23 protein-coding genes are annotated in these 25,578 nt (G+C 65.7%); 11 read left to right on the top strand and 12 right to left on the bottom strand.

Going from position 1 to position 25,578, the window contains the following annotated elements; translation table 11 throughout:
• Nucleotides 1–123: 123 nt before the first annotated feature.
• The 8 genes from K225_RS20735 (at nt 124) to K225_RS0111480 (ending at nt 10,095) form a co-directional block, all read left to right on the top strand.
• On the top strand, nt 124–1,731 hold the full coding sequence (locus K225_RS20735) for a polyhydroxyalkanoate depolymerase (RefSeq protein ID WP_034712501.1): 1,608 nt from the start codon (nt 124–126) through the stop codon (nt 1,729–1,731).
• Nucleotides 1,731–2,414, top strand: a complete 684-nt coding sequence (gene rsxB, locus K225_RS0111510; RefSeq protein WP_034712498.1) for an electron transport complex subunit RsxB — start codon at nt 1,731–1,733, stop codon at nt 2,412–2,414. Before K225_RS20735 ends, rsxB begins: the two co-directional genes overlap by 1 nt.
• A 196-nt stretch (nt 2,415–2,610) precedes the next feature.
• On the top strand, nt 2,611–3,816 hold the full coding sequence (gene dapC / locus K225_RS0111505) for a succinyldiaminopimelate transaminase (RefSeq protein WP_026436553.1): 1,206 nt from the start codon (nt 2,611–2,613) through the stop codon (nt 3,814–3,816).
• A gap of 4 nt (nt 3,817–3,820) precedes the next feature.
• Entirely contained in the window at nt 3,821–4,645 is an 825-nt protein-coding gene (gene dapD / locus K225_RS0111500; protein ID WP_026436552.1) for a 2,3,4,5-tetrahydropyridine-2,6-dicarboxylate N-succinyltransferase, read from the top strand.
• Between the two features lie 68 nt (nt 4,646–4,713).
• Entirely contained in the window at nt 4,714–5,874 is a 1,161-nt protein-coding gene (locus K225_RS0111495) for a PilT/PilU family type 4a pilus ATPase (protein ID WP_026436551.1), read from the top strand.
• Nucleotides 5,875–5,897: 23 nt separating this feature from the next.
• Nucleotides 5,898–7,103: a succinyl-diaminopimelate desuccinylase gene (dapE, locus tag K225_RS0111490; protein WP_026436550.1), complete on the top strand. Its 1,206-nt coding sequence runs from the start codon at nt 5,898–5,900 to the stop codon at nt 7,101–7,103.
• Nucleotides 7,100–8,035: a 50S ribosomal protein L3 N(5)-glutamine methyltransferase gene (gene prmB / locus K225_RS0111485; protein WP_051248891.1), complete on the top strand. Its 936-nt coding sequence runs from the start codon at nt 7,100–7,102 to the stop codon at nt 8,033–8,035. Before dapE ends, prmB begins: the two co-directional genes overlap by 4 nt.
• A complete protein-coding gene (locus K225_RS0111480) occupies nt 8,035–10,095 on the top strand; it encodes an ABC-F family ATP-binding cassette domain-containing protein (RefSeq protein WP_026436548.1) in 2,061 nt (686 codons plus the stop codon). The genes prmB and K225_RS0111480 overlap by 1 nt, the downstream gene beginning before the upstream one ends.
• A gap of 375 nt (nt 10,096–10,470) precedes the next feature.
• Here K225_RS0111480 and phbB read toward each other — a convergent pair whose 3' ends face one another.
• From phbB to K225_RS0111465, 3 genes are all read right to left on the bottom strand, one after another.
• Entirely contained in the window at nt 10,471–11,208 is a 738-nt protein-coding gene (phbB, locus tag K225_RS0111475) for an acetoacetyl-CoA reductase (protein ID WP_026436547.1), read from the bottom strand.
• Between the two features lie 222 nt (nt 11,209–11,430).
• Nucleotides 11,431–12,609 carry an acetyl-CoA C-acetyltransferase gene (locus K225_RS0111470; RefSeq protein ID WP_026436546.1) on the bottom strand — a complete coding sequence of 393 codons (1,179 nt, stop codon included), beginning with the start codon at nt 12,607–12,609 and terminating at the stop codon, nt 11,431–11,433.
• Between the two features lie 88 nt (nt 12,610–12,697).
• On the bottom strand, nt 12,698–14,398 hold the full coding sequence (locus K225_RS0111465; RefSeq protein WP_026436545.1) for an alpha/beta hydrolase: 1,701 nt from the start codon (nt 14,396–14,398) through the stop codon (nt 12,698–12,700).
• Nucleotides 14,399–14,506: 108 nt separating this feature from the next.
• On the opposite strand from K225_RS0111465, the gene K225_RS0111460 reads away from it, so the two are divergent.
• Nucleotides 14,507–14,848, top strand: coding sequence for a hypothetical protein (locus tag K225_RS0111460; protein ID WP_026436544.1), 342 nt, complete (start codon nt 14,507–14,509; stop codon nt 14,846–14,848).
• Here K225_RS0111460 and pgeF read toward each other — a convergent pair.
• Together pgeF and maiA are read right to left on the bottom strand one after the other, a co-directional pair.
• Complete coding sequence (pgeF, locus tag K225_RS0111455) at nt 14,768–15,625, bottom strand: peptidoglycan editing factor PgeF (RefSeq protein ID WP_026436543.1); 858 nt, start codon at nt 15,623–15,625, stop codon at nt 14,768–14,770. The two genes, K225_RS0111460 and pgeF, sit on opposite strands and share 81 nt — an antisense overlap.
• A gap of 7 nt (nt 15,626–15,632) precedes the next feature.
• The gene (maiA, locus tag K225_RS0111450) at nt 15,633–16,301 is read right to left on the bottom strand and encodes a maleylacetoacetate isomerase (protein WP_026436542.1); all 669 of its coding nucleotides are present in this window, start codon (nt 16,299–16,301) and stop codon (nt 15,633–15,635) included.
• Nucleotides 16,302–16,510: 209 nt separating this feature from the next.
• Between maiA and K225_RS0111445 the strand changes: the two genes are divergently transcribed.
• Entirely contained in the window at nt 16,511–17,206 is a 696-nt protein-coding gene (locus tag K225_RS0111445) for a fumarylacetoacetate hydrolase family protein (RefSeq protein WP_026436541.1), read from the top strand.
• A gap of 93 nt (nt 17,207–17,299) precedes the next feature.
• Nucleotides 17,300–17,851, top strand: coding sequence for an NUDIX hydrolase (locus K225_RS0111440; protein WP_026436540.1), 552 nt, complete (start codon nt 17,300–17,302; stop codon nt 17,849–17,851).
• A 41-nt stretch (nt 17,852–17,892) separates the two neighbouring features.
• On the opposite strand, the gene K225_RS0111435 is transcribed toward K225_RS0111440, so the two are convergent.
• The 7 genes from K225_RS0111435 to ligA form a co-directional block, all read right to left on the bottom strand.
• The gene (locus K225_RS0111435; protein ID WP_026436539.1) at nt 17,893–18,375 is read right to left on the bottom strand and encodes a hypothetical protein; all 483 of its coding nucleotides are present in this window, start codon (nt 18,373–18,375) and stop codon (nt 17,893–17,895) included.
• 148 nt (nt 18,376–18,523) lie between these two features.
• The gene (locus K225_RS0111430; RefSeq protein ID WP_026436538.1) at nt 18,524–18,997 is read right to left on the bottom strand and encodes a Spy/CpxP family protein refolding chaperone; all 474 of its coding nucleotides are present in this window, start codon (nt 18,995–18,997) and stop codon (nt 18,524–18,526) included.
• The gene (locus K225_RS0111425) at nt 18,994–19,449 is read right to left on the bottom strand and encodes an anti-sigma factor (protein ID WP_026436537.1); all 456 of its coding nucleotides are present in this window, start codon (nt 19,447–19,449) and stop codon (nt 18,994–18,996) included. Before K225_RS0111425 ends, K225_RS0111430 begins: the two co-directional genes overlap by 4 nt.
• A 14-nt stretch (nt 19,450–19,463) precedes the next feature.
• Nucleotides 19,464–20,018: a sigma-70 family RNA polymerase sigma factor gene (locus K225_RS0111420; RefSeq protein ID WP_026436536.1), complete on the bottom strand. Its 555-nt coding sequence runs from the start codon at nt 20,016–20,018 to the stop codon at nt 19,464–19,466.
• A 133-nt stretch (nt 20,019–20,151) separates the two neighbouring features.
• On the bottom strand, nt 20,152–22,437 hold the full coding sequence (locus K225_RS0111415; RefSeq protein ID WP_026436535.1) for a penicillin-binding protein 1A: 2,286 nt from the start codon (nt 22,435–22,437) through the stop codon (nt 20,152–20,154).
• 68 nt (nt 22,438–22,505) lie between these two features.
• Nucleotides 22,506–23,465, bottom strand: a complete 960-nt coding sequence (locus tag K225_RS0111410) for a patatin-like phospholipase family protein (RefSeq protein ID WP_026436534.1) — start codon at nt 23,463–23,465, stop codon at nt 22,506–22,508.
• Complete coding sequence (gene ligA / locus K225_RS0111405) at nt 23,465–25,567, bottom strand: NAD-dependent DNA ligase LigA (protein WP_026436533.1); 2,103 nt, start codon at nt 25,565–25,567, stop codon at nt 23,465–23,467. Before ligA ends, K225_RS0111410 begins: the two co-directional genes overlap by 1 nt.
• Nucleotides 25,568–25,578: the final 11 nt, after the last annotated feature.

Below are 25,578 nucleotides of genomic sequence, written 5' to 3'. Positions count from 1 at the left end.
AAACAGGCCATTCCCCCATGTCACCGGCTTGTCGCCCAGGTGACTCCGGATTGGTGGTTTCACTCCAGACACTCGTAACGAGTTGCTGTTATATTGCACTGCAACATAACGGAGTTTCACCCCATGCTCTATCAGATCTACGAAACCCAACGCTCCCTGATGGAGCCCTTTGCCGAATTTGCCCAAGCGGCCTCCAAGCTGTACAGCCACCCCTCCTCTTTCCTGAGCCAAATGCCGCTCGCGCAGCGCGTTTCTGCCGGCTACGACCTGCTCTACCGCCTGGGCAAGGGCTATGAAAAACCGGATTTCGACATCCCCACGGTGGATGTGGACGGCGTTGGCGTGGCCATCCATGAGCGCGTCGAGATCAACAAGCCCTTTTGCGAACTGCGCCGCTTCAAGCGCTTCTCGGACAATCCGGCCACGCTGATCAAGCTCAAGACCCAGCCCGTGGTGCTGATCGTGGCGCCGCTGTCGGGCCACTACGCCACCTTGCTGCGCGACACCGTGCGCACCATGCTCAAGGACCACAAGGTCTACATCACCGACTGGCGCAGTGCCCGCCTGGTGCCCCTGTCCGAAGGGGAGTTCCACCTCGACGACTATGTGAACTATGTGCAGGAGTTCATTCGCCACCTGCAGGGCATCTATGGCAACTGCCATGTGATCAGTGTCTGCCAGCCCACCGTGCCGGTGCTGGCCGCCGTGTCGCTGATGGCTAGCCGGGGCGAGACCACCCCCATCACCATGACCATGATGGGTGGCCCCATCGATGCACGCAAGTCGCCCACCACGGTGAACAACCTGGCCACGAACCGCAGCTACGAGTGGTTTGAAAACAACGTGATCTTCCGGGTGCCCGACAACTTGCCTGGCGCCGGCCGCCTCGTGTACCCCGGTTTCCTCCAGTACACCGGCTTTGTGGCCATGAACCCCGACCGCCATGCCACCAGCCATTACGACTATTTCAAGGACCTGATCAAGGGCGACGACGCCAGCGCCGAGGCCCATCGCAAGTTCTACGACGAATACAACGCCGTGCTGGACATGGATGCGGACTACTACCTGGAAACCATCAAGACCGTGTTCCAGGACTACAGCCTTGTCAACGGCACCTGGGATGTGCGTTCGCCCGAAGGCAAGATCGAGCGCGTGCGCCCGCAGGACATCACCACCACCGCGCTGTTCACGGTAGAGGGCGAACTCGACGACATCTCCGGCTCGGGCCAGACGGAGGCCGCGCACGACCTGTGCACGGGCATCGAGCGCAAGGAGCAGCACCACCTCGAAGTCAAGGGTGCGGGCCACTACGGCATTTTCAGCGGTCGCCGCTGGCGCGAGATCGTGTATCCCAAGGTACGCGCCTTCATCCAGCAGCACGATACACCCCGGGCCCGACCCTCCACGCCCGCACCGGCCTGCGAACCTGCCATGTCGGTCAGCGCAGCACCCGCACCGAGCGCCCCCGAGGTGGCACCTGCCGCGCCGATGAAAGCGGCTGCCAAAGCGGCTCCGCAGTCCACCAGCGCTCGCCCCGCAAAGTCGGCCCCTGCCCCGCGGCCTGCCAAGGCCGCTGCGCCCAAGGCCGCGGAGGTAGCCCGCTCAAATCCGGCACCGGCCGGTGTGGCCACCCGGTGGGTGAAGCCTGCGGGCAGCGACGCCATCGCCACGACCGCAGCGCCAGCGCCAGCAACGCCTGGCGCCAAGCGCTCCACAGCACGCAAGGCCTGATGCCTGGCTTGCGGCTGAACGTGGACGAACTGGCAGAGCGCATCAACGCGGCCCTGCCCCAGACGCAGTGCACCCGCTGCGGCTACCCCGACTGCGCCAGTTATGCGCAGGCCATTGCCGAAGGAGTCGCATCCATCAACCAGTGCCCCCCGGGCGGGTTGGAGGGGGTGGCCCGGTTGGCGGCCATCACAGGCCAGGCCATGCAGCCGCTCCATCCAGACCACGGACTGGAAGCCCCGCGCACAGTGGCCGTCATCGACGAGAACTGGTGCATTGGCTGCACCCTGTGCATCAAGGCCTGCCCCACCGATGCCATCGTGGGCGCCAACAAGCTGATGCACACCGTGATGCCAGCCCATTGCACGGGTTGCGAGTTGTGCATTCCGGTGTGCCCCGTGGACTGCATCCAGTTGGAAAATGCCAGTGGCAGCACTACCGGCTGGGCCGCCTGGACCCAGGCCCAGGCCGACGCCGCACGCCAGCGCTACACCGCGCGCCAGCAGCGGCTGGCGCAGACCGAAGCCGAACCACCCGAGGCCGGGCCAGATGATGGCACGCCCCTCCTCTCTGGTGCGGGCGTTGCACTGGCTTCGCCAGTCTCGACGGCGCAGGAGGCACGCCAGGCCGCCATCGCAGCGGCCATGGCCCGCGCACGGCAGCGGCGAGGCCCTGCCGCGCGATGAGGCGCGTGTTGCACGCCCCGCTGCAGCCGAAATAGCGGCACCTCAGCGGGCCGCCAGGCTCTGGTAGACATTGGCAACACAGCACCACTGACACCGGATTGACACATGCAGGCTTCATGGGTTTTCCTTTGGTGATCCTCTTTGCAGCGTGGCGGCACGGTTAACGTGGGCAATGCATCGCCCATAATGCAGCCCCATGAATCCCCTGCTTTCCCATCTGCAGCCCTACCCATTCGAGCGGCTGCGACAGCTTTTTGCGGGGATTACTCCCCCTGCGGCCTTGAGTCCGATCAGCCTGGGCATGGGTGAGCCGCGCCACCCCACGCCGCAGTTCATCAAGGATGCCATCAGCGCCAGCCTGGGCGGGCTGGCCAGCTATCCAGCGACGGCGGGCGAGTTGCGCCTGCGCGAGGCGTTTTCTGCCTGGCTGTCGAAACGCTACAGCCTGGCCGTGGATGCCGGCACCCAGGTACTGCCCGTGAACGGATCGCGCGAAGCCCTGTTTGCCTTTGCCCAGACCGTGATCGACCCGTCCCAAGGCCAGCCCGTGGTGGTTTGCCCCAATCCGTTCTATCAAATCTACGAAGGCGCGGCCGTGCTGGCCGGCGCAACGCCCTATTACGCCCCCAGCGACCCGGCCCGCAATTTTGCGGTGGACTGGGACAGCGTGCCCGAAGCGGTGTGGCAGCGCACGCAGTTGCTGTTTGTCTGCTCGCCCGGCAACCCGACAGGCGCCGTGATGCCGCTGTCCGAATGGCAAAAGCTGTTCGAGCTGAGCGACCGCCATGGCTTCGTCATCGCCTCGGACGAGTGTTACAGCGAGATCTACTTCCGCGACGAGCCCCCGCTGGGGGGGCTGCAGGCGGCCGCCCAACTGGGGCGCAGCGACTTCAAGAACCTGGTGTCCTTCACCAGCCTGTCCAAGCGCAGCAATGTGCCGGGGCTGCGCAGCGGCTTTGTGGCCGGTGATGCCGCCCTGATGAAGGCCTTCTTGCTGTACCGCACCTACCACGGCAGCGCCATGGGTCCGGTGGTGCAGGCCGCCAGCATCGCCGCCTGGAGCGATGAGCAGCATGTGCTGGAAAACCGCACGCTCTACCGCAAGAAGTTTGCGCAGGTCACGCCCCTGCTCGCCGGCGTGATGGATGTCTCCTTGCCTGACGCCGGTTTTTACCTCTGGGCCAGGGTGCCCGAGGCCCTGGGCATGAGCGACACCGAGTTCGCCCAGGCCTTGCTGGCTCAATACAATGTCACCGTGCTGCCGGGCTGCTACCTGGCCCGCGAGGCCCAGGGCAGCAACCCCGGCGCCCAGCGCGTGCGCATGGCCCTGGTGGCCGATACCGAAGAATGCGTGGAAGCCGCGCTGCGCATCGTCCAATTCATCCAATCCCGTACTGCCTGACACCATGACCCAACAACTCCAGACCCTCATCGACAACGCCTGGGACAACCGCGCCAACCTCTCGCCCGCCTCCGCTCCCAAAGAAGTGCAGGACGCAGTCGAGCATGTGATTTCCGAGCTCAACAATGGCAAGCTGCGCGTCGCCACCCGCGAAGGCGTGGGCCAATGGACCGTGCACCAATGGATCAAGAAGGCCGTGCTGCTGTCGTTCCGCCTCAAGGACAACGAACTCATCGAGGCCGGCGACCTGGGGTTTTACGACAAGGTGCCCACCAAGTTCGGCAACCTCAGCGCCGACGAAATGGCCGCCACGGGCGTGCGCGTCGTGCCCCCGGCCGTGGCACGCCGTGGCAGCTTCATCGCCAAGGGTGCCATCCTGATGCCGTCCTACGTGAACATCGGCGCCTATGTCGATGAAGGCACGATGGTCGATACCTGGGCCACCGTGGGCAGCTGCGCGCAGGTGGGCAAGAACGTGCACCTGTCGGGCGGCGTGGGCCTGGGCGGCGTGCTCGAGCCGCTGCAGGCCAACCCCACCATCATCGAAGACAACTGCTTCATCGGTGCCCGCTCCGAAGTGGTCGAGGGCGTGATCGTGGAAGAAAACTCCGTCATCAGCATGGGCGTGTACCTCGGCCAGAGCACCCCGATCTATGACCGCTCCACCGGCGAAATCAGCTACGGCCGCGTGCCCGCCGGCTCGGTGGTCATCAGCGGCAGCCTGCCCAAGGAAGGCGGCAAGTACAGCATGTACGCCGCCATCATCGTCAAGAAGGTGGATGCCAAGACCCGCTCGACAACCAGCCTCAATGACCTGCTGCGCGACTGAGCGCGGCTGACCGCCCACGCCAGCGCAATTGCCGCCACAGCCGACACGAACAACGAGAGGGAAACACCATGAGCACGATGGAACGAATCCTGCACCTGATGGCGGAGAAGAAGGCCTCCGATGTCTATCTGTCGGCCAACGCGCCAGCGCTGATCAAGATCAACGGCGAATGCGTGCCGATCAACAACCAGATCCTGCCGCCCGACGCGCCGCGCAACCTGCTCTCCGAGGTGGTGCCACCGGACCGCATCGAAGAGCTGGAAGAAACCGGCGAACTCAACATGGGCGTGCCGCTGACCGGTGTGGGCCGTTTCCGTGTCAGCGCCATGCGCCAACGCGGTAGTTATGCGGTGGTGATCCGCTTCATCTCGCAGCACATACCCGAGCTCGGTTCGCTGGGTCTGCCGCCCGTTCTGCGCGAACTGATCATGGAAAAGCGCGGCCTCATCCTGGTCGTGGGCGCCACCGGCTCGGGCAAGAGCACCACGCTGGCGTCGATGATCGACAGCCGCAACGAACAACTGACCGGGCACATCCTCACCATCGAGGACCCGGTGGAATACCAGTTCAAGAACAAGAAATCGATCGTGAACCAGCGCGAGATCGGCAGCGACACCCAGTCGCTGCAGACGGCGCTCAAGAACGCACTGCGCCAGGCCCCCGATGTGATCCTGATCGGCGAAATCCGTGACCGGGAAACCATGTCGGCGGCCATTGCCTATGCGCAGTCTGGCCACCTGTGCCTGGCCACGCTGCACGGCAACAACAGCTACCACGCGCTCAACCGGATTTTGAGCTTTTACCCTGTCGAGGTGCGCCCCACCATGCTGGGTGACCTGGCATCGGCGCTCAAGGCGGTGGTGTCGCAGCGCCTGGTGCGCACGGTGGCAGGTGGCCGCGTGCCCGCCGTGGAAATCATGCTCAACACCAAGCTCGTTTCCGAGCTGGTGGAAAAGGGCGACTTCTCGGGCGTGAAGGAGGCCATGGAAAAATCCATGGCCGAAGGCTCGCAGACCTTCGAGGAAGCCCTGGCCCACCACATCATGGAAGGCAAGATCGACCGCAAGGAAGGCTTGGCCCACGCCGACTCGCCCACCAACCTCATGTGGCGTCTGCAAAACGACTTCGCCCTGGCTGCCAACGCGGCCAGGGCCCAGAAAGAGGCGCGGGACATCCCCGACGACCAGCCTTCTTTCACCGAAATCGTGCTGGACGTCAAAGCCGCCTGAGCCGGCCTCACCTGAACTCCCCGATGTCCCGCACCCTGCACCTGGCCGAACAGCTCATCTCCCTGCCCTCCCTCACGCCGGAGGACGCCGGCTGCCTTGCCCTGCTGGCGGCACGCCTGGCCCCGCTGGGTTTTGTGTGCGAACGCCTGGACAGCGGCCCCGACCATTTCCGCGTCAGCAATTTGTGGGCCAAACGGCCTGCAGCGCTTGCACCCTCTGCGCAGCAGGCTGCAAAGACCATCGTATTTGCCGGGCACACCGACGTGGTGCCCACCGGCCCGCTGGCGCAGTGGAGCAGCCACCCCTTCACGCCCACGCACAAGGACGGCAAACTTTTTGGCCGCGGCGCCAGCGACATGAAAACCTCCATCGCCGCCTTCGTCGTGGCGGTGGAAGAATTCCTGGCCGCCCACCCCGATCCGCACCTCTCGATTGCCTTTTTGCTGACCAGCGACGAGGAAGGCCCATCGGTGGACGGCACCAAGGTGGTGGTGGAGCAACTCCGGGCGCGCGGCGAGCCGCTCGACTACTGCATCGTGGGTGAACCCACGTCCGTCGAAAAGACCGGCGACATGATCAAGAACGGCCGGCGCGGCACGCTCAGCGGCAAGCTCACCGTGCGCGGCATCCAGGGCCACATCGCCTATCCGCAGCTGGCACGCAATCCCATCCACCAGGCGCTGCCGGCGCTGGCCGAGATGGCCGCCACCGAGTGGGATCCGGGCAATGCCTTCTTTCCGCCCACCAGTTGGCAGATCAGCAACATGCACGGCGGCACCGGCGCCACCAATGTGATCCCGGGCGAAGTGGTGGTGGACTTCAATTTCCGTTTTTCCACCGAATCCACCGCCGAAAAGCTCAAGCAGCGCGTGCACACCCTGCTCAACCGCCATGGCCTCGAATACGACCTGCAATGGACGCTGGGCGGCCAGCCTTTCCTGACCACGCCAGGCGATCTCGTCACGGCCGTCCAGCAGGCCATCCTGGCCGAAACCGGCTTGGCCACGGAACTGTCCACTACCGGCGGCACCAGCGACGGCCGCTTCATCGCACAGATCTGCCCGCAGGTGATCGAACTGGGCCCGCCCAACGCCAGCATCCACAAGATCGACGAGCATGTGGTCGTGGCCGACATCGAACCGCTCAAGGCCATCTACCGCCGCACCCTGGAAAACCTGAACCAGCTGGCCAACCCGGCGCTCGCAGCCACCCAGGCGGCCGCGGCATGACCGGCGCCACCGCCCTGGCCGCCCTGCCCGCGCTGCAAGGTGCCACCGTGGCTGCACTCGTGCAGTCCGGCGCCGATCTGCTCACCGCCGCAGGCGTTGCCTTCGGCCACGGCACCACCAACGCCCATGACGAAGCCGCTTGGCTGGTGCTGTGGCGCCTGGGCCTGCCGCTCGACAGCAACCTGGACGCTGGCCCTGGTTCCGTGGCAAATCGACCTGTAGCGCCCAATGAGCTGGCGCTGGTGGCTGCACTTTTTGGTGAGCGCATCCGCACCCGCAAGCCCGCTGCCTACCTCACCCGCGAGGCCTGGCTGCAGGGCGTGCCGTTTTACGTGGACGAGCGCGCCATCGTGCCGCGCAGCTTCATCGCCGAGCTGCTGGCCGATGGCAGCATCGATGATTTTCTGGGCGAGCACACGCGCCGCGTGCTCGACCTGTGCACCGGCAACGGCAGCCTGGCCGTGCTGGCGGCCATGGCCTGGCCCGAAGTCGAGGTCACGGGCGCCGACATCTCGCCCGATGCACTGGCCGTGGCCCGTATCAATGTGGAGCGGCACGGCCTGCAGGACCGCATCGCACTGCAACTGTCGGACGGCCTGGCCCAACTGCCCGGCCCGTGGGACCTGATCCTGTGCAACCCGCCCTATGTCAACGCGGCCAGCATGGCGCAACTGCCCGCCGAATACCGGGCCGAGCCTGCCCTGGCCCTGGCGGGCGGCACCGATGGCATGGACTTCATTCGCCAGCTGCTGCAGGACGCCCCCGCGCGCATGAGCGAAAATGCGGTGCTCGTTCTCGAAATCGGCAACGAACGCGCCCACTTTGAAGCCGCCTTCGGGCAGCTGCCCGTGTACTGGATAGATACCAGCGCGGGCGAAGACCAGGTGCTTTTGGTGACACGCCAGGCCTTGGTTGCATTTTTCTCTTCCTGATGATCACTCTTAAAAATGTCACCTTGCGCCGCAGCGCCAAGGTGCTGCTCAATGGCGTCAACGCCACCATCAACCCCGGCGAAAAAGTCGGTCTGGTGGGCCGCAACGGCGCCGGCAAATCCAGCCTGTTTGCCCTGTTCAATGGCTCCCTGCACGAAGACGGGGGCGATTTCTACATCCCGCCCCAGTGGCGCATGGCGCAGGTCGCGCAGAACATGCCCGAAACCGATGAGTCCGCCACCGACTTCGTCGTCGGCGGTGACACCCGCCTGGTCGAGTTGCGCGCCCAGCTGGTCCAGGCCGAGGCCGAAGACGACGGCATGGCCATCGCCCACGCCTACACCGACCTGGCCGATGCCGGCGACCACGACGCCATCCCACGCGCGCAGGCGCTGATCCTGGGCCTGGGCTTCAAGGTGTCCGAGCTGGACAAGCCCGTCAACAGCTTCTCGGGTGGCTGGCGCATGCGCCTGCAGCTGGCGCGCGCGCTGATGTGCCCGTCCGATCTGCTGCTGCTCGACGAGCCTACCAACCACCTGGACCTCGATGCCCTGGTCTGGCTGGAGGCCTGGCTCAAGCGCTACGAAGGCACGATGATCGTCATCAGCCACGACCGAGAGTTCCTCGATGCCGTGACCAACGTCACCATGCACATCGACAACGCGCAGATCACGCGCTACGGCGGCAACTACAGCAAGTTCGAAGACCTGCGCGCCCAGCAGCTCGAATTGCAGCAGGCCAGCTTTGCCAAGCAGCAGGAAAAGATCGCCCACCTCAAGAAGTTCATCGACCGCTTCAAGGCCAAGGCCAGCAAGGCCAAGCAGGCGCAAAGCCGGGTCAAGGCGCTCGACCGCATGGAAAAGATCGCCCCCGTGCTGGCCGACGCCGAATTCACCTTCGAATTCAAGGAGCCACAGAACCTGCCCAACCCGATGCTGGCCATCAGCGATGCCTCGTTTGGCTACCGCGCCGAAGATGGCACGCAAACCACCATCCTGGAAAACGTCAGCCGCAGCGTGCTGGCCGGCCAGCGCATCGGTATCCTGGGCGCCAACGGCCAGGGCAAATCCACGCTGGTCAAGACCATCGCCCGCACCATGGCGCCGCTGGCCGGCACCGTGACCGAGGGCAAGGGCCTGTCGATCGGCTACTTTGCCCAGCAGGAACTCGACGTGCTGCGCCCGCACGAAAACCCGCTGGAACACATGATCCGCCTGGCGCGCGAACTGGGGCCCAACAGCCGCGAATCCAGCCGCGAGCAAGACCTGCGCAGCTACCTGGGCACGTTCAACTTCACCGGCGACATGGTCAAGCAAAGCGTGGGCAGCATGAGCGGCGGCGAAAAAGCCCGCCTGGTGCTGGCCATGATCGTCTGGCAGCGCCCCAACCTGCTGCTGCTCGACGAACCCACCAACCACCTCGATCTGGCCACGCGCGAGGCGCTGTCGATGGCGCTCAACGAGTTCGAAGGCACCGTCATGCTGGTCAGCCACGACCGCGCCCTGCTGCGCGCCGTGTGCGACGAGTTCTGGATGGTCGGGCGTGGCGCCGTGGGGCCGTTTGATGGCGACCTCGACGATTACCAGCGCTACCTGCTCGACGAAGCCAAGCGCCAGCGCGAACTGGCCAAGACCGAAGCGGCGGCAGAAAGCGCGGCACTCAAGGCCGCCGCAGCGCCTGCGCCCTTTGCCGCGGCGGTTGACGTTCCTGTTTCCATAGCTGCCAGCACAAACCAGACAAGCGCCAGAGGCCAAAACGAGGCCAAACCCGCCGTGGATGCCAAGGAACAGCGCAAGCTTGATGCCCAGGCACGCCAACAGCTGGCAGAGAAAACGCGGCCCCTGAAACGCGAAATCGAACAGATTGACCAGCGCCTGGCCGCCCTGGTCGCCGAGCGGGCCGACCTGGAAGCACGCCTCACCCAGGCGCTGCCGCCTGCGGAAATCGCCGACCTGGGCCGGCGCCTGAAAACCGGCCACGACGAAACCGCACGGCTGGAAGAACGCTGGCTGGAAATTTCTGCCAAACTGGAAGAAATGGGTGCGAGCACCAGCGCCTGATACGTAAAATCTTGTAATTTTTCACCGAAATTATTGAGCTTCAGACCAAGCAGTATCAGCAACAGCAGCTATTATTTTTGAAGCAAAATTTCTCATGAAAATAGCGAGTGATACGGTTGCATTTTTTTGCGTTTGGACGTCAACCAAGCCGCAAGCGAGCGCGTTGTTGGTACATCACAGGAGTTTTCCAGTATGAACACCACCGCAATCTTGTCCGCCTGGCCCGAAGACGAACGCGACCGCAAACGCGCACCGGCCCGCCTTTGAGGGCGCGGTTGCCGCCCATACCATCGCGGCAGCAGCTCCTTCATCCCTATTCCTCTCAACAAAAAACCCCGCAATGCGGGGTTTTTTGTTGCCGGCGTGGGGCCGGTGTCAGCCCATGTGCAACCCGCCATTGACCGAGAAATCAGCCCCGGTGGCGTAACCCCCCTCTTCCGAAGCCAGCCAGGCGATGATCGAAGCAATCTCGCTGGGTTCGCCCAGGCGCTTGACGGGCACGGTGGCCACGATCTTCTCCAGCACATCGGGGCGAATGGCCTTGACCATGTCGGTGCCGATGTAACCAGGGCTCACGGTATTCACCGTCACGCCCTTGGTCGCCAGTTCCTGCGCCAACGCCATGGAAAAACCGTGCATGCCGGCCTTGGCGGCCGAATAGTTGGTCTGGCCTGCCTGGCCTTTTTCGCCGTTCACGCTGCTGATGTTGATGATGCGGCCCCAGCCCTTTTCCACCATGTCGGCCACCACCTGCTTGGTGACATTGAACATGCTGTTGAGGTTGGTCTCGATCACCTGGTCCCAGTCCTCGCGGGTCATCTTGAGGAACATGCGGTCGCGCGTGATGCCGGCGTTGTTCACCAGCACGTCGATCGAGCCATGCTCGGCCTTGGTCTTGGTGAAGGCTTCCACGGTGGAGTCCCAGTCGCCGACATTGCCCACCGATGCGTAAAAGGTGTAGCCCAGCGCTTTTTGCTCATCGAGCCACTTGGTGAAGTCTCGCGTGGGGCCACAGCCGGCGATGACCGTGAACCCCTCCTTGTGCAAACGCTGGCAGATGGCGGTGCCGATGCCGCCCATGCCGCCGGTGACATACGCTACTTTCTGGCTCATTTGATTTCTCCTGGTTGTGATGTGCTCTGCACCCACTCTACCCAAGAATTGATACGCTGCGGTGAAGAAAAACACCGAAACATTCGTTTTTTCTGCAAGGCTGCGTCGATCTTCCCCCGCCCGCGCGCCCTGCCTGCAGCATCAAGCACCACCGGCAACAAAAAAGCCGCGTGGCTACGCGGCTTCTGAAGGGGTACCTTTGCAGGCCGCGTGCGGATGCCTTCAGCGCTCCAGCGCCAGCGACACGCCCATCCCTCCGCCAATGCACAGTGCCGCCAGGCCCTTCCTGGCATCGCGGCGCTGCATTTCGTGCAGCAGCGTGACCAGAATACGGCAGCCGGACGCTCCAATGGGGTGGCCGATGGCAATGGCGCCACCGTTCACGTTGACCTTCGCTGGGTCGATGGCCAGTTCCTTGTTGACGGCGCAGGCTTGCGCTGCAAAGGCTTCGTTCAGTTCGAACAGGTCCACGTCGGCAGCGTTCCAGCCCGCGCGCTGCAGCGCCTTGCGCGAAGCTGGCACCGGGCCCATGCCCATGGTGGCCGGATCAAGCCCGCTGGTGCCAAAGGCGGCAATGCGGGCCAGGGGCTTGAGACCCAGGGCGGCGGCCTTCTTGGCGCTCATCACCACCACGGCAGCGGCGCCATCGTTGATGCCCGAGGCATTGCCCGCCGTCACGCTGCCCGCCTTGTCGAAGGCCAGTCGCAGGCCGGCCAGCACTTCGGCATTGGTCTTGCGGTTCAGGTATTCGTCGGCATTGAAGAGGATGGGGTCGCCCTTCTTCTGGGCCAGGCTCACGCCCACGATTTCATCGGCAAACTTGCCTGCGTCCTGCGCGGCGGCGGCCTTTTGCTGGCTGCCCAGGGCCAGTGCGTCCTGCATGTCGCGGGTGATGCCGTAGGCCTTGGCCACGTTTTCCGCCGTGATACCCATGTGGTACTGGTTGTACACGTCCCACAGGCCATCGACGATCATGGAGTCGACCATTTTCCAGTCGCCCATGCGCTGGCCGTCGCGCGAACCGTTGAGCACGTGGGGCGAAAGGCTCATGTTCTCCTGGCCGCCGGCCACCACGATTTCGCTGTCACCCCAGGCCACAGCCTGCGCCGCCAGCATCACCGCCTTGAGGCCCGAGCCGCAGACCGCATTGATGGTGAGCGCCGGTGTCTCCTTGGCCACGCCGGCCTTCATCATCGCCTGGCGCGCGGGATTCTGGCCCACGCCAGCCGTCAGCACCTGGCCCATGATGACTTCGCCGATCTGGTCGGACGCCAGTCCCGCACGCGCGATGGCCTCGCGGATCACGATGGAACCCAGTTCGGTGGCGGGCGTCTTGGCCAGAGCGCCACCAAATTTGCCCACGGCGGTGCGGGCAGCAGAAACAATGACGATGTCGTCCATGGAAAGTCCTTTCGAAGTAAATCGGTGGGGGCGAAAGCACGCGCCCCGGGCAGTTTTCAGATTCTCGCAGCCCTTTGGAGCAGTTCGATCAGGCCTTTTGCTTCACGTAGCGGCCAGGCGCCGGCTCGATGGCCTTGAACCGGGCGCCTTTGCCGTAGGCCTTGGGTGCCGCAACCTGTTTGCCGGCATGGCTCTTGAGCCAGCCGGACCAGTCGGTCCACCAGCTGCCAGGGTGCTCCGTAGCGCCTTCCAGCCATTGGTCGAGCGTTGCGGGCAGCTTGCCGTCGGCGCGAATCCAGTGGCTGCGCTTGCCTTTGGCGGGCGGGTTGATCACACCAGCGATATGCCCCGAGGCACCCATCACAAAGCGCTTCTTGCCGGGTAGCACCTGGGTGGAGGCATAGGCCGCGTTGATGGGCACGATATGGTCTTCGCGCGAGCCGTAGATATAGACCGGCAGCGTGAGGTTGGCCAGATCCATCTTCTCACCGCACACGGTGAGCTTGCCGGGCTGGACCAGGTTGTTTTCGAGGTAGAAATTGCGCAGATACCAGGCGTAGAACGGCCCCGGCAGGTTGGTGCTGTCGCTGTTCCAGTAAAGCAGGTCGAACGGTGGTGGTGTTTCGCCCTTGAGGTAGTTGCCCACCACGTAGTTCCACACCAGATCGTTGGGCCGCAGGAAGCTGAAAGTCGAAGCCAGGTCCTGCCCTTTCATGAGCCCGCCCTTGCCCATCTGCATCTCGCGGAATTTCACGAAGTTCTCGTCGATGAACACATCCAGGATGCCGGTGTCGGTGAAATCGATGAGCGTGGTCAAAAAGGTGGCGCTGGCCACCGGTTCATCGCCGCGCGCAGCCAGCACGGCCAACGCATTGCTCAGGATGGTGCCACCCACGCAAAAACCCAGGGCATTGATCTGTTCGGCACCCGTGATGTTCTGCACGACGTCGATGGCGGCCATCACGCCGTCTTCGACATAGTCATCCCAGGTCTTGTGGCCCAGCGAATTGTCGGGGTTGCGCCAGCTCACCACAAAGGTGCGGTGGCCTTGCTCGACGGCATAGCGGATCAACGAATTCTCGGGTTGCAGATCCAGGATGTAGAACTTGTTGATGCATGGCGGCACCAGCAAAAACGGCCGCTCGTACACCTTGGCGGTGAGCGGCTTGTATTCAAGCAGCTGGAATAGTTCGTTCTCGAACACCACGGCGCCCTCGGTGGTGGCCACGTTGCGGCCCACCTCGAACAGGCTTTCGTCGGTCATCGACACATGGCCCTGGGTGATGTCGTGCAGCAGGTTCTGCATGCCTTTGGCAATGCTTTCGCCCTTGGTTTCGATGGCCTTTTTCTGCGCTTCGGCATTGAAGGCCAGAAAGTTGCTGGGCGCCATGGCGGCCATCCACTGCTCCACGCCAAAGCGGATGCGGGCACGGGTCTTGGCGTCGGCCTCGACCGCCTCGGCCAGGCCCATCAGCGTGCGCGCGTTGAGCAGGTAGGCCGCTGCGGAGAACGCGGCCACCGGGTTGCTGGCCCAGCCCTCGCCGGCGAAACGCCGGTCTTTCAGTTCAGGAGTGGTTTGCAGGCCCTGGGCCCACAATTCCTGGGCATCCTGAAGATACTGCTGCTGCAGTGCCTGCAATTTGTTCGGCGAAAACTTCAAGGGTGCGGCACCTGGCGTGCGGCCCGCCAGGTCTGCGGATTGGAAGGACTGCACCGCCTTCATCCAGCTGTCCCCGAAAATCTGCTGGAATTGCTGGGCGCTTTGGGCCCAGAGTGCTTCAGAATTCATGCTGCATCCTCAAAGGTTGGTCGGTAGCACGGGGCTTGCGCACCATTGTTGCCCACCTGCTGCCGCAAGGCAATGTTCACCCGCGTTTTTCTCTTTTCTCTTGTTCTCATGTACCTCGTTGTCATCACCTGGCTGTATGTCACCCTCATGATGGCCGCGGCCGAAGCCACCAGCAGCACGGGCAGCCTGATGGGCGCTGTCGTGACGTTTTTGCTGTATGGGCTGCTGCCGTCTGGCATCGTGGCCTATATCCTGGGCACGCCCGCGCGCAAGCGGGCCATCAAGGCGCGCGAAGAGGCGCAGCAGGCCGCCTATGACGCGGCGCAGCAGGAGCAAGCGGGCAATCCGCCGGATGCGGGTGCTGCGCCGTCAGCCGCGCCAGATGCAGGCGGCCATGCGGCCGCTGCCACCAAGAGCCCTCTGGTCGCGCCGGTACGAAAAGAACCGTGAGGCATTGCCCACGGTGCACCAGGGCGCGCTGCTGTCATTGCCATAGATCTGCGTGACGCCCAGGGTACACAGCCGCAGCCGCGCCAGCCCTGCCAGATCGGCCAGAAACTTGCCCTGGCCCTGCGCCGCAAAGCACGCCTGGGCCGCCGGGTGGTGCTGGCAGAATGCCTCGCGCACCTCTGCACCCACCTCGAAGGCCGTGGGGCCGATGCAGGGCCCCAGCCACGCTATCGTGTCAGCAGCCAGCGCATCGCCCGCTTCGTTTTTGATAGCTGATGGCGATTTACCAGTCAGCGCCAGAGCCTTGAATCGTTCAAAAACAGACTCCAGCACACCCACCCCGTCCATTCCCGCCAGCCCGCGCCAGCCCGCATGGACCGCGCCCACCATGGCACCCGAGCCATGGGCCAGCAGCACGGGCAGGCAATCGGCCACCATGATGGTGCAGACGGCTCCCGGCTGCGTGGCCACGCAGGCATCGGCCTCGGTGCCATCGGGCGTGGCGTGGTCGATTGCGGCCACCGCCGTGCCATGCACCTGGTTCAGAAAGACGGGCCGGGCGCCCGGGGTGGCGCCCTGCACCACGGCCTGCAAACGCTGGCGATTGGCCTGCACTGCCGCTGGCGCATCGCCCACATGGCTGCCCAGGTTCAGGCTGGCATAGGGGCCGCTGCTCACGCCACCGGCCCGCGTGGTGCACAGGGCGTGCACGCCGGCAGGCGCGGGCCACTGCGGCTGCAGCCAGTCGGCATGCGCCATCCCTGTCGAGAGGTTCATGGCCTGCTCACGGCTGGTGGTCGGGGCAGGCCGAGGGCTGTGCCTGCATGAATGCGGGCAACGCCATGCAGGCAGCAAAGGCCGCCATGGTCAGCGGCAGCCCCTGCAGATTCACATTGAAGCGCTGGCAATTGAAGACATGCGGCACCAGGCAGCAGTCGGCCAGCGTAGGGGCATCGCCCCAGCAATACACCGAAGGCGCCAGCCCCTGCGCCACGCGCTGCTGCGCCAGCAGCTCCAGCTGGCGCTCGAATGCCTCCAGCCCGCTGCGCGCCCAATGCTGGTACCAGGCGTTCTTGGCGTCCTCCGAAACCTTCAGTTCATGCACCAGGTATTTGAGCACCCGCAGGTTGTTCAGGGGGTGCATCTCGCACGCCACCATCTGCGCCAGGGCCCGCACCTGGGCCCGGGCCAGCGGCTCGGCGGGCAGCAGGGGCGGCGCAGGATGGGTTTCGTCAAGGTATTCGATGATGGCCATGGACTGGGACAGCGCCACGCCATCATCGGTCAGCAAGGTGGGCACGAGGGCATCGCCCACCCGGCCGGCGTAGGCCGGGTCATGGTGCTCGCCGCGCACCAGGTGCACGGGGATGTATTCGTAGCCAAGCCCCTTGTACTGCAGCGCGATGCGCACGCGAAACGACGCCGACGAGCGGAAATAATTGAACAGTTTCATGGGCTGTAGAGCGTGGGTGCTGCACGAAGGGAGGCTGGCGGGGAAGTGGGCTTTGCCGGTCTGCGCCGGCAGGGACACCCGGGCGCGAGTGTAGCGCCGCTGGGCAGACACGCCGGCCCCGTGGCACACTGGTGCAAGGCGGCGCCACCGCGCCAGAACCCCGCGCCTGCGCCCCGCCGTATTGACCATCCTGTAGCAGAAAGACCCCCATGAGCTATGTTTTTCCTCCCGCGCCCGTGGCCAGCGTGCCCGTTGTGGGCTCTGGCGACCGTTTTCCCGTGCACCGCATTTACTGCGTGGGCCGCAACTACGAAGAGCACGCCAAGGAAATGGGTTTCACCGGCCGCGAGCCGCCCTTCTTCTTCCTGAAACCTGCCGATGCCATCGTGGTGGTCAACGCCGGCGAAACCGGCCTGCTGCCCTACCCCAGCCTCACGGCCAACCTGCACCACGAGATCGAACTGGTGGTGGCCATTGGCAAGGGCGGCAAAAACATCCAGGCCGCCGATGCGCTGGCCCACATCTACGGCTACGCCGTGGGCCTGGACATGACGCGCCGCGACCTGCAAAACGACATGAAGAAACAGGGCCGCCCCTGGTGCATTGGCAAGGGCTTTGATGCCAGCGCCCCCATCGGCCCCATCACGCCGGCCGCACAGGCAGGTGACGTGGCCCATGCGGCGATCTGGCTGCAGGTCAATGGCGCCGACCGCCAGCGCAGCACCGTGGCCCAGCTCATCTGGAACATCGCCGAGACCATCGAACACCTGTCTGCCGCCTGGGAGCTGCAGCCGGGCGACCTGATCTACACCGGCACGCCCGAGGGCGTGGGTGCCGTGGTGCGCGGTGATGTGCTCGAAGGCGGCGTGGAGGGCCTCACCCCGCTGCGCCTGAGCGTGATGTAGCCGCCCAGGCACTGCCCGCATCCACTTCACTTTTCATGGCTGCAAGCGCTTGATGCACAAGCGCCTGCAGCCTGTTTGAATCCTATTTTTCGCATGACCTTTCGCAGCCCGATCCAACACTGCCGCGCCTGCGGTACGGCCGTGGTCTACCGCCTGCCCGATGACGGCGATACCCGCCAGCGCGCCGTCTGCCCGGCCTGCAACACCGTGCACTACGAGAACCCGTTGAACGTGGTGGGCACCGTGCCGGAGTTTGCCGATGGCCGGGTGCTGCTGTGCAAGCGCAACATCGAGCCGCGCTGGGGCAAGTGGACGCTGCCGGCCGGGTTCATGGAGCTCGATGAAACCACGTCCCAGGGCGCGGCCCGCGAAACCGACGAAGAGGCCGGCGCCCAGATCGAGATGGGCCCGCTGTTCAGCCTGCTGAACGTGCGCCGCGTGGGCCAGGTGCACCTGTTCTACCGCGCCCGGCTGCTCAGCGAGCAGTTCAACCCCGGCTATGAGACCATCGAGGCGCGCCTGTTCACCGAAGCCGAGGTGCCTTGGGATGAGCTGGCGTTCCGCACCGTCAAGGAAACGCTGGAACACTATTTCGCCGACCGCAAGGCCGGGCAGTTCGGGCTGCACTGCATCGACCTGGAATAGCCCGCCGCCCGCACCGTGTGGCCCGGGGTTCGCTCGCGCACTCAGTGCGGCAGCGGGATGGCTTTCCAGCCGGAATGGTCGAAATAGCTGCCGTAGGTGTTGAGCGCCTGCGCCACCTTCACCACCCCCGCTGCACGCGCCTTCTCGCCTTCCTTGCCTTGCGCGGCATCCACGCCGCCCAGAATCTCGCCGATCACGATGTGCAGCTGGGCATCGGCCTGGGGTTCGAGCTTGCAGTTTTCCACGATGAAAGCCACCTGTTTGGAGACTTCCACGCCAAAGGCGTCGTAGTCGGCAACCTGCGCCTTGCCCGCATGGGCCAGGGGCAGCGTGCGGTTCACGGCCTTGTGCATGGCGTTCATGCCCTGGCGCAGCGGGGCATCGATGTGCCATTTCTTGCCGGCATTGCGTTCGATTTTCTGGGGTGCGGCGGCACCATGGTCATGGGCGGCCGGGCTGGCGGCCAGCGTGGCAACCGGCAGGGTCAGGGCGGCGGCGAGCACAAGGTACAGAGGGGATTGCATGAGAAGACTCCAGTAGGTTGAACAACAGGGCCGGCAATTGCCGGGCCTTGTTGCTTCAAACGACGGACGACCACCAATGTTCCATCTGTTTTGCATCTTTTTTATGTACTGCCTTTCGCTCCCCCGCTCTGGCGCCGTATCGCTGCCCTCAATCGCGGTGCAGCAGTTCCTCTTCGGTGGATTCCTGGGCATAGCGGCTGAGCAGCAGGGCCATCAGGCGGGCACGCTGCCCATCGTCGAGCAGCGCGCGCTCGGCCAGCAGCTGCGCAATCACGCGCTGCTGCTGCGCATCCTGCAGGACGGCAATGCGGGCCTGCTCGGCGTCGATGGCCGCGCGCTGCGGCGGATCGGCAAAAATATGCCGCACCAGTGCCTCGCGGTGCCGGCGGATAGCGGCCCAGTTGGCGGCCAGATCGCTCAGGAAGGCGGGTTCGAGCTGCTGCCAGCGCTGGCGCTGCTCGGGTGTCAACTCCAGGTAATCGGGCAGATTCAAGGCGCTTGGCCTGGCAGCGCCCGCGTGGGTGGGTGGCTGCAGCTGGTGCAGGGCCACGGCCACGACAATGCCGGCATTCAGGGCCAGCGACACGGCCAGAAGCCATGCCGGTACGCTGCGGCGGTTCATGGCATTCCTTTCAAGAGAGAGCAGATTTCTGCGGCGGCGCACAGGCCGCCCGGCGGCACGGGGTCGAACACGCGCACCAGGCCGGCGCTGGGCACCGTGGCCGCGCCACCGCCCAGCAGCAGGCCGCCCAGCCAGATGCCCAAGGCCAGTGCCAGCCCGCCCGCCAGCCCGGCGGGCATCCAGCCCAGCCAGACGGGCCACGCGGGCCTCGGGCGCGCTGGCCGCCGCCCCTGTGGCGGAGCGTGCAAGCGATCGTTCAGTTGCGCCGCCAGGTCAAAACCCAGCCGGGGCGACGGCAAGGCGCGCAGGCTCTGGCCCAGCGCGGTGATTTCATCGAGCCGGTGCTGGCAAGCCGGGCAGCCCGCCAGGTGAAGGCTGAAGCGGGTGCGCTCGGCGGGGGCCAGCATGTCGTCCGCGTAGGCGGACAGGTCGGAGTGTCGTGGGCAGGTCATGGCAAGGTCTCCATTCAGCGCGGCATTTTTTCCAGCAGCCCGGCGCGCGCCCGTGCAATGCGCGACTTGACGGTGCCGGTGTTCAGGTCCAGCACGGTGGCGATGTCGTCGTACGACATTTCTTCGATCTCCCGCAGCAGCAGGATCTCGCGGTGTTCAGGGGGCAGCCGCGCCAGGGCTTTTTCCAGGGCCCGGTAGCGCTGCGCCGTCTCCAGCGCGGCATCGGGCGCCGGCGCAGGGTCGGGGTGGCTGGCGGCTTCGTCTTCGTCCCAGGGCACAAAGGCCACGCGCTTGCCGCGCCGCAGCCAGTCAAACGCCAGGTTGCGGGCGATGCGAAACAGCCAGGTGCTCAGCCGGGCGTCGGGCGTCCAGCGCGCCAGGGCCTGGTAGGCGTGCAAAAACGTTTCCTGTGTCAGCTCCAGCGCATCGTCGGGCGAGCGCGTCAGCCGCACCAGAAAACGGTAAATACGGTCCTGGAAGCGGCCTACCAGTTCCGAAAACGCCGCGCGGTCGCCGCGCTGCGCTTGTGCGGCGCATGCTTCGTCATCGAGGTGGCTGCAGATTCCCATGGTGAACGGGTGCTTCAACGCATGGGCGGTCGGAATGTTCCAGGTATTTTGGATGCAGGGTTCGCCGGGGTCTGCATGCCATCACCATGCATGAACGCGGGCAGGCGGTCAACCGCCCGCAAGCCCCGGCAGGTCAGGCGCCCCCAGGCTCCTCGACGCGCACGGGCGGCAACGATGGCGCATCGTCGGTGGTCACCGGTGGCAGGCGGCGCGGCGCGGGCGCGGGGGACGGCTGGGCAGATGGCGCAGGCGGTGCGGGTGGATCGCTGCGGAACAGGCCCCGGATCCAGTCGCGCATGCTGTCCAGCGAACGGTCCAACGACGGTGCGGTGTCGAACTCGTCCACGAAACGGTCGCGACCACGGACCACGTTGGCGCGCAGCGCCTGCTGCATGAATTCACCCACCATGGGCAGCGCGCTGCGAGCGCCCTGCCCCCAGTAGTCGCTGCGCAGCGTGATGCGCCCGTCGTTGAAGCCGGCCCAGGCGCCCGCCACCACGCGGCTGTGCATGAGGATGAACCAGCCGTCGGTGTTGTCCTGCGTGGTGCCGGTCTTGCCCGCCACGTCGGCCTGGATGCCGTAGCGCGTGCGGATGGCCGTGGCCGTGCCCCGGTCCACGGCGCCGCGCAGGGTGTTGCGCAGGGTTTGCGCGGCGCGGGCGTCAAACACCGCCTCGGGGGTGGACGGGGCAAAGGCCTCCAGCAACTTGCCGTGGCGGTCTTCGATGCGGGTGAGGAGCACCGGCTCGACATAGCGCCCCAGGTTGGCGATGGAGCTGTAGGCCGTCACCATCTCTTTCAGCGTGACCGGGCTGGTGCCCAGCGCCAGCGAGGGCACTTCTTCGAGCGGCGACTGGCGCACGCCCAGGGCGCGCGCCACCTCGGCCACGCGGGCCGGGCCCACCTGCTGCATGACCTGCGCGGTGATGGTGTTGCGCGAGAGCGCCAGGCCGTCGGCCAGCGTCATGGGCTGGTCGCTGGGTGCGCCGCCGTCGGTGGGGCGCCACACGCGGCCGCCCCCCAGGGGGATTTCGACGGCGGTGTCCATCAGCGTGTCGTCGGGCGAAGCGCCGTTGGCAAACGCCGCGCCATACACAAAGGGCTTGAAGGTGGAGCCGGGCTGGCGCCGCGCCGCCTGCACATGGTCGAAGGGGTCTTGCGCAAAATCGCGGCTCCCCACCCAGGCCAGCACATGGCCGGTGACCGGGTCCTGCGCCAAAAAGCCCGCCTGCACGCGCGTTTTTTCGGTGCGCAGCTTGGCCATGAAGGCGCTGTCGGCCAGCAACTCCTTTAGCGCGTCCTCGGCTGCTTCGCCCTTATCGATGGCGCTGCGGTATTCGGCGCTTTCGCGCACCAGCGTCTGCACCAGCGCGCTGTGCGGGCCCCAGCCGTCGCGCCGCGCCCAGGCGGCGTCGGCCACGCCCTGCAACTGGCGCCCCTGGCGCGCCACCGCCTGGTTGGCATAGGCCTGCAGGCGCGAGTCGATGGTGGTGCGGATCACCAGGCCGTCGGAGTACAGGCTGTAGCCCTTGCTGTCGGCCCAGGCGATGAGCTGTTTGCGCAAATGCATCGCAAAGTGCGGCGCCGGGCCCATGACCTCGGTCTGGCGCTCGAAGTTGACACGCAGCGGGCGCTTTTGCAACGGCTCCAGTTGCTTGGCATCGAGCTTGCCGCGCTTGACCATCTGCGACAGCACGGTGTTGCGCCGGTCCCTGGCACGCTCGGGGTTGAGCACCGGGTTGTAGTAGGCCGTGCCCTTGAGCATGCCGATCAGCGTGGCGCTCTCCAGCACATTGAGCTGGTCGGCCGACTTGTCGAAATAGGTGCGCGCGGCCATCTCGATGCCGTAGGCGTTGTACAGGAACGGCACGGTGTTCAGGTAGGTCTCCAGGATCTCGTCCTTGGTGTACGAGGCCTCGATCTTGAGCGCGGTGATCGCCTCCTTGAGCTTGCGCGTGAGCGTGCGCGAGCGGCCGATTTCCTCGGGAAACAGGTTGCGTGCCAGCTGCTGCGTGATGGTGGAGCCACCCTGCGGATCGCCCCGCAAGGTCAGCAGCACCGACGACGCCGTGCGCCGCCAGTCCAGCCCGAAGTGGTCATAAAAGCGGTGGTCTTCGGTGGCGATGAGGGCCTTGACCACGTTGGGCGAAATCTGGTTCAGCTCCACCCACTCGCGGTTGGCCCAGCGGTATTCGGCCAGCAGCTTGCCGTCGGCCGACATCAGCTGTGCGGGCAGCTCGCTCTTGGCCTTGCGGATGTCGCTGATGCCGGGCGTGAACGGCACCAGCACCAATGCATACAGCAGCAGGGCCAGCGGCAAGGCGGCCAGCAGCCAGGCCAGGCTGTGCAGCGACAGCAGCCGCTCTGGCCGGCGCAGCAGCCGCGCGAACGCGGCGCGCAGGGAAGTCAGGGAAACCATGAAAATCCGAATAAAAAGTGCCTTTGGCGCTCACAGATAAAGCGTTAGCAGCCAGGAAAAAAGTAACTTCATGCCATGAAGCGCCGCAGTTGCGGCAGTGCGGCCCGGGCGGCGCGGCGGCCTTCCGCGATGGCTTCGGTGGCGCGGTGAAAGTCCAGCAGCCCCAGGTGCGACAGCGCGGGCGCCACCACCACCTCGGGCGGGTCGCCCGCCATGCGGCTGCGGGTGATCCGCATCTGCATGATGTTGACGCTGGTCATCACCACGTCCAGCATCGAAGGCACGCGCGGCACCGGCGCCGCCGCAGCGTCACCAGCTCCTGCACTCCAGAACTTCAGGCGGCGCATCCAGTCGCCATTGCGCGCCGGTTCAGGTTCGGGCGCTGCAGGGCCGGTGTCCACCGCCTCCGGTGCATCGGCCTGCGGCGCACGTACAACGGCCAGGGGGTGCATGTGGCGGTGCAGGATATCGCTGTTCAGGTCCACCGCGATCACGATGTCCGCCCCCATGGCGCGTGCCAGCGACGCGGGCACGGGATTGACCAGGCCGCCATCCACCAGCAGCCGCCCGTCGTCCTGCACCACGGGTGTGAACAGGCCCGGCAGCGCGATGGAGGCGCGCACCGCATCGGCAATCGAGCCATGGCGCAACCAGACCTCGGCGCCCGAATGCAGATCGGTGGCCACGGCGCCAAAGGGCATGGGCGAGGCTTCGATGTCGAAATCCGCGAAATTGCGGCGCCAGAAGGCAATCAGCTTCTCGCCCTTGAGCATGCCGCCCGACAGGTTGAAGTCCATGAAACCGAACACGTCGCGCATGCCCAGGCCCTGCACCCAGTCGGAAAAGCGCTCCAGCTCACCCGCCGCATGGGCCGCGCCCACCAGCGCGCCGATGGACGAGCCGCACACGATGTCGGGTTTGACGCCCTCTTCGGCCAGTGCCTGCAGCACGCCGATGTGCGCCCAGCCGCGCGCCGAGCCGCTGCCCAGCGCCAGGCCCAGGCGGGGGGCACGCCGCGCCAGCGCCATCAGCCCGCACCCTCGGCCGGTGCGCCCGCCCGCAGCAGCGCCAGCATGCCGGCCTCGTCCAGCACGGGCACGCCCAGCTCCTGCGCCTTGGCCAGCTTGCTGCCGGCCTCTTCGCCCGCCACCACGTAGCTGGTCTTCTTGCTGACCGAGCCGGCCACCTTGGCACCGGCGGCTTCGAGCAGGTCCTTGGCGGCGTCGCGGCCCAGGGTGGGCAGGGTGCCGGTGAGCACCACCGTCTTGCCCGCCAGCACCTGCGGCGCGCGCTCGGCCGGGGCGCCTTCGGGCCAGGTCACGCCGCAGGCGCGCAGCTGTTCGACCACCTCGCGGTTGTGCGGCTGCTGGAAGAAGGTGTGCAGGCTCTGCGCCACCACCGGGCCCACATCGTTCACTTCCAGCAACTGCTCCACGCTGGCGTCCATGATGGCGTCCAGCGTGCCAAAATGCCGCGCCAGGTCCTTGGCCGTGGCCTCGCCCACATGGCGCAGTCCCAGGCCGAACAGAAAGCGCGGCAGCGTGGTCTGCTTGGATTTTTCGAGCGCGGCCAGCACGTTCTGGGCCGATTTTTCGGCCATGCGCTCCAGCGCGATCAGCGAGGCCAAGCCCAGGCGGTACAGATCAGGCAAGGTGCGGATGACGTTGGCATCGACCAACTGGTCCACCAGCTTGTCGCCCAGGCCCTCGATGTCCATGGCGCGGCGCGCGGCAAAGTGCAGGATGGCCTCCTTGCGCTGCGCGGCGCAGAACAGGCCGCCCGTGCAGCGGTGGTTGGCCTCGCCCTTTTCGCGCACCACGTCGCTGCCACACACGGGGCAGGCCTTGGGCATTTTGAAGTTGGGCACGTAGGCGGTGCGGTGGCCAGGCATCACGCCCACCACTTCGGGGATCACATCGCCCGCGCGGCGCACGATGACGGTGTCGCCCACGCGCACGCCCTTCTTGCGGATCTCGAACAGGTTGTGCAGCGTGGCATTGGTCACGGTCACGCCGCCCACAAACACCGGCGCCAGGCGTGCGACGGGTGTGATCTTGCCGGTGCGGCCCACCTGCACGTCAATGGCTTCGACCTTGGTGGCCATCTCCTGCGCCGGGTACTTGTGCGCCACGGCCCAGCGCGGCTCACGCGTCTTGAAGCCCAGGTCGCGCTGCAGCTGCAGCGAATTCACCTTGTAGACCACGCCGTCGATGTCGTAGGGCAGCGCATCGCGGCTGGCGCCCACCTGCCGGTGAAATGCGACCAATTCCGCAGCACCCAGCGCAATTTGCACCTGCGCTGCGACCGGAAAACCCCAGGATTTCAGGGTCTGCAGCATCTCGTAATGGGTGCGAAACACGGGCCCGCCATCGCCGGGCGGCGTGATCGCGCCCAGGCCATAGGCAAAAAAGCTCAGCGGGCGCTGGGCCGTGATGCCCGAATCGAGCTGGCGCACCGCGCCCGCCGCCGCATTGCGCGGGTTGACGAAGGTCTTGCCGCCCTGCTCGCGCTGGCGCTCGTTGAGCGCGTCGAAGTCGGCGCGGCGCATATAGACCTCGCCGCGCACTTCGAGAAGCGGAGGGACACCCTCGGGCAAGGTCAGCGGGATCTGCCGGATGGTGCGTATGTTGTGCGTCACGTCCTCGCCCACCTCGCCATCGCCGCGCGTGGCGGCCTGCACCAGGCGGCCGTGTTCGTAGCGCAGGCTCATGGCCAGGCCGTCAAACTTGGGCTCGGCCACGTATTCGATGGTGGGGTCGGCGTCCGTCAAACCCAGCTCGCGCCGCACGCGGGCGTCGAACGCCTGCGCGCCCGTGGCTTCGGTGTCGGTTTCTGTGTGGATGCTGAGCATGGGCACCGCATGGCGCACGGGTACCAGGCCGTCCATCACCGCACCAATCACGCGCTGCGTAGGCGAATCGGGGGTGACGAGCGCGGGATGTGCGGCTTCGAGCGCCTGCAGCTCGCGGTACGCGCGATCGTATTCGGCGTCGGGCACGGTGGGCTGGTCCAGCACGTAATACTGGTGCGCCCAGCGGTTGAGCTGGTCGCGCAGCGCCTTGATTCTGATAACGGGTTGCGCTTGATCCACGGGCGCTGGGGCCGAGAAAAGGTCCAAACTGTCGGTCATGACCGCACCAG

The sequence above is a fragment of the Acidovorax sp. JHL-9 genome (genome assembly GCF_000426205.1).
Taxonomy (GTDB): Bacteria; Pseudomonadota; Gammaproteobacteria; order Burkholderiales; family Burkholderiaceae_C; genus Acidovorax; species Acidovorax soli.
Note: the sequence above shows the minus strand (reverse complement) of the source record. Positions and strands in the feature narration are given on the sequence as shown.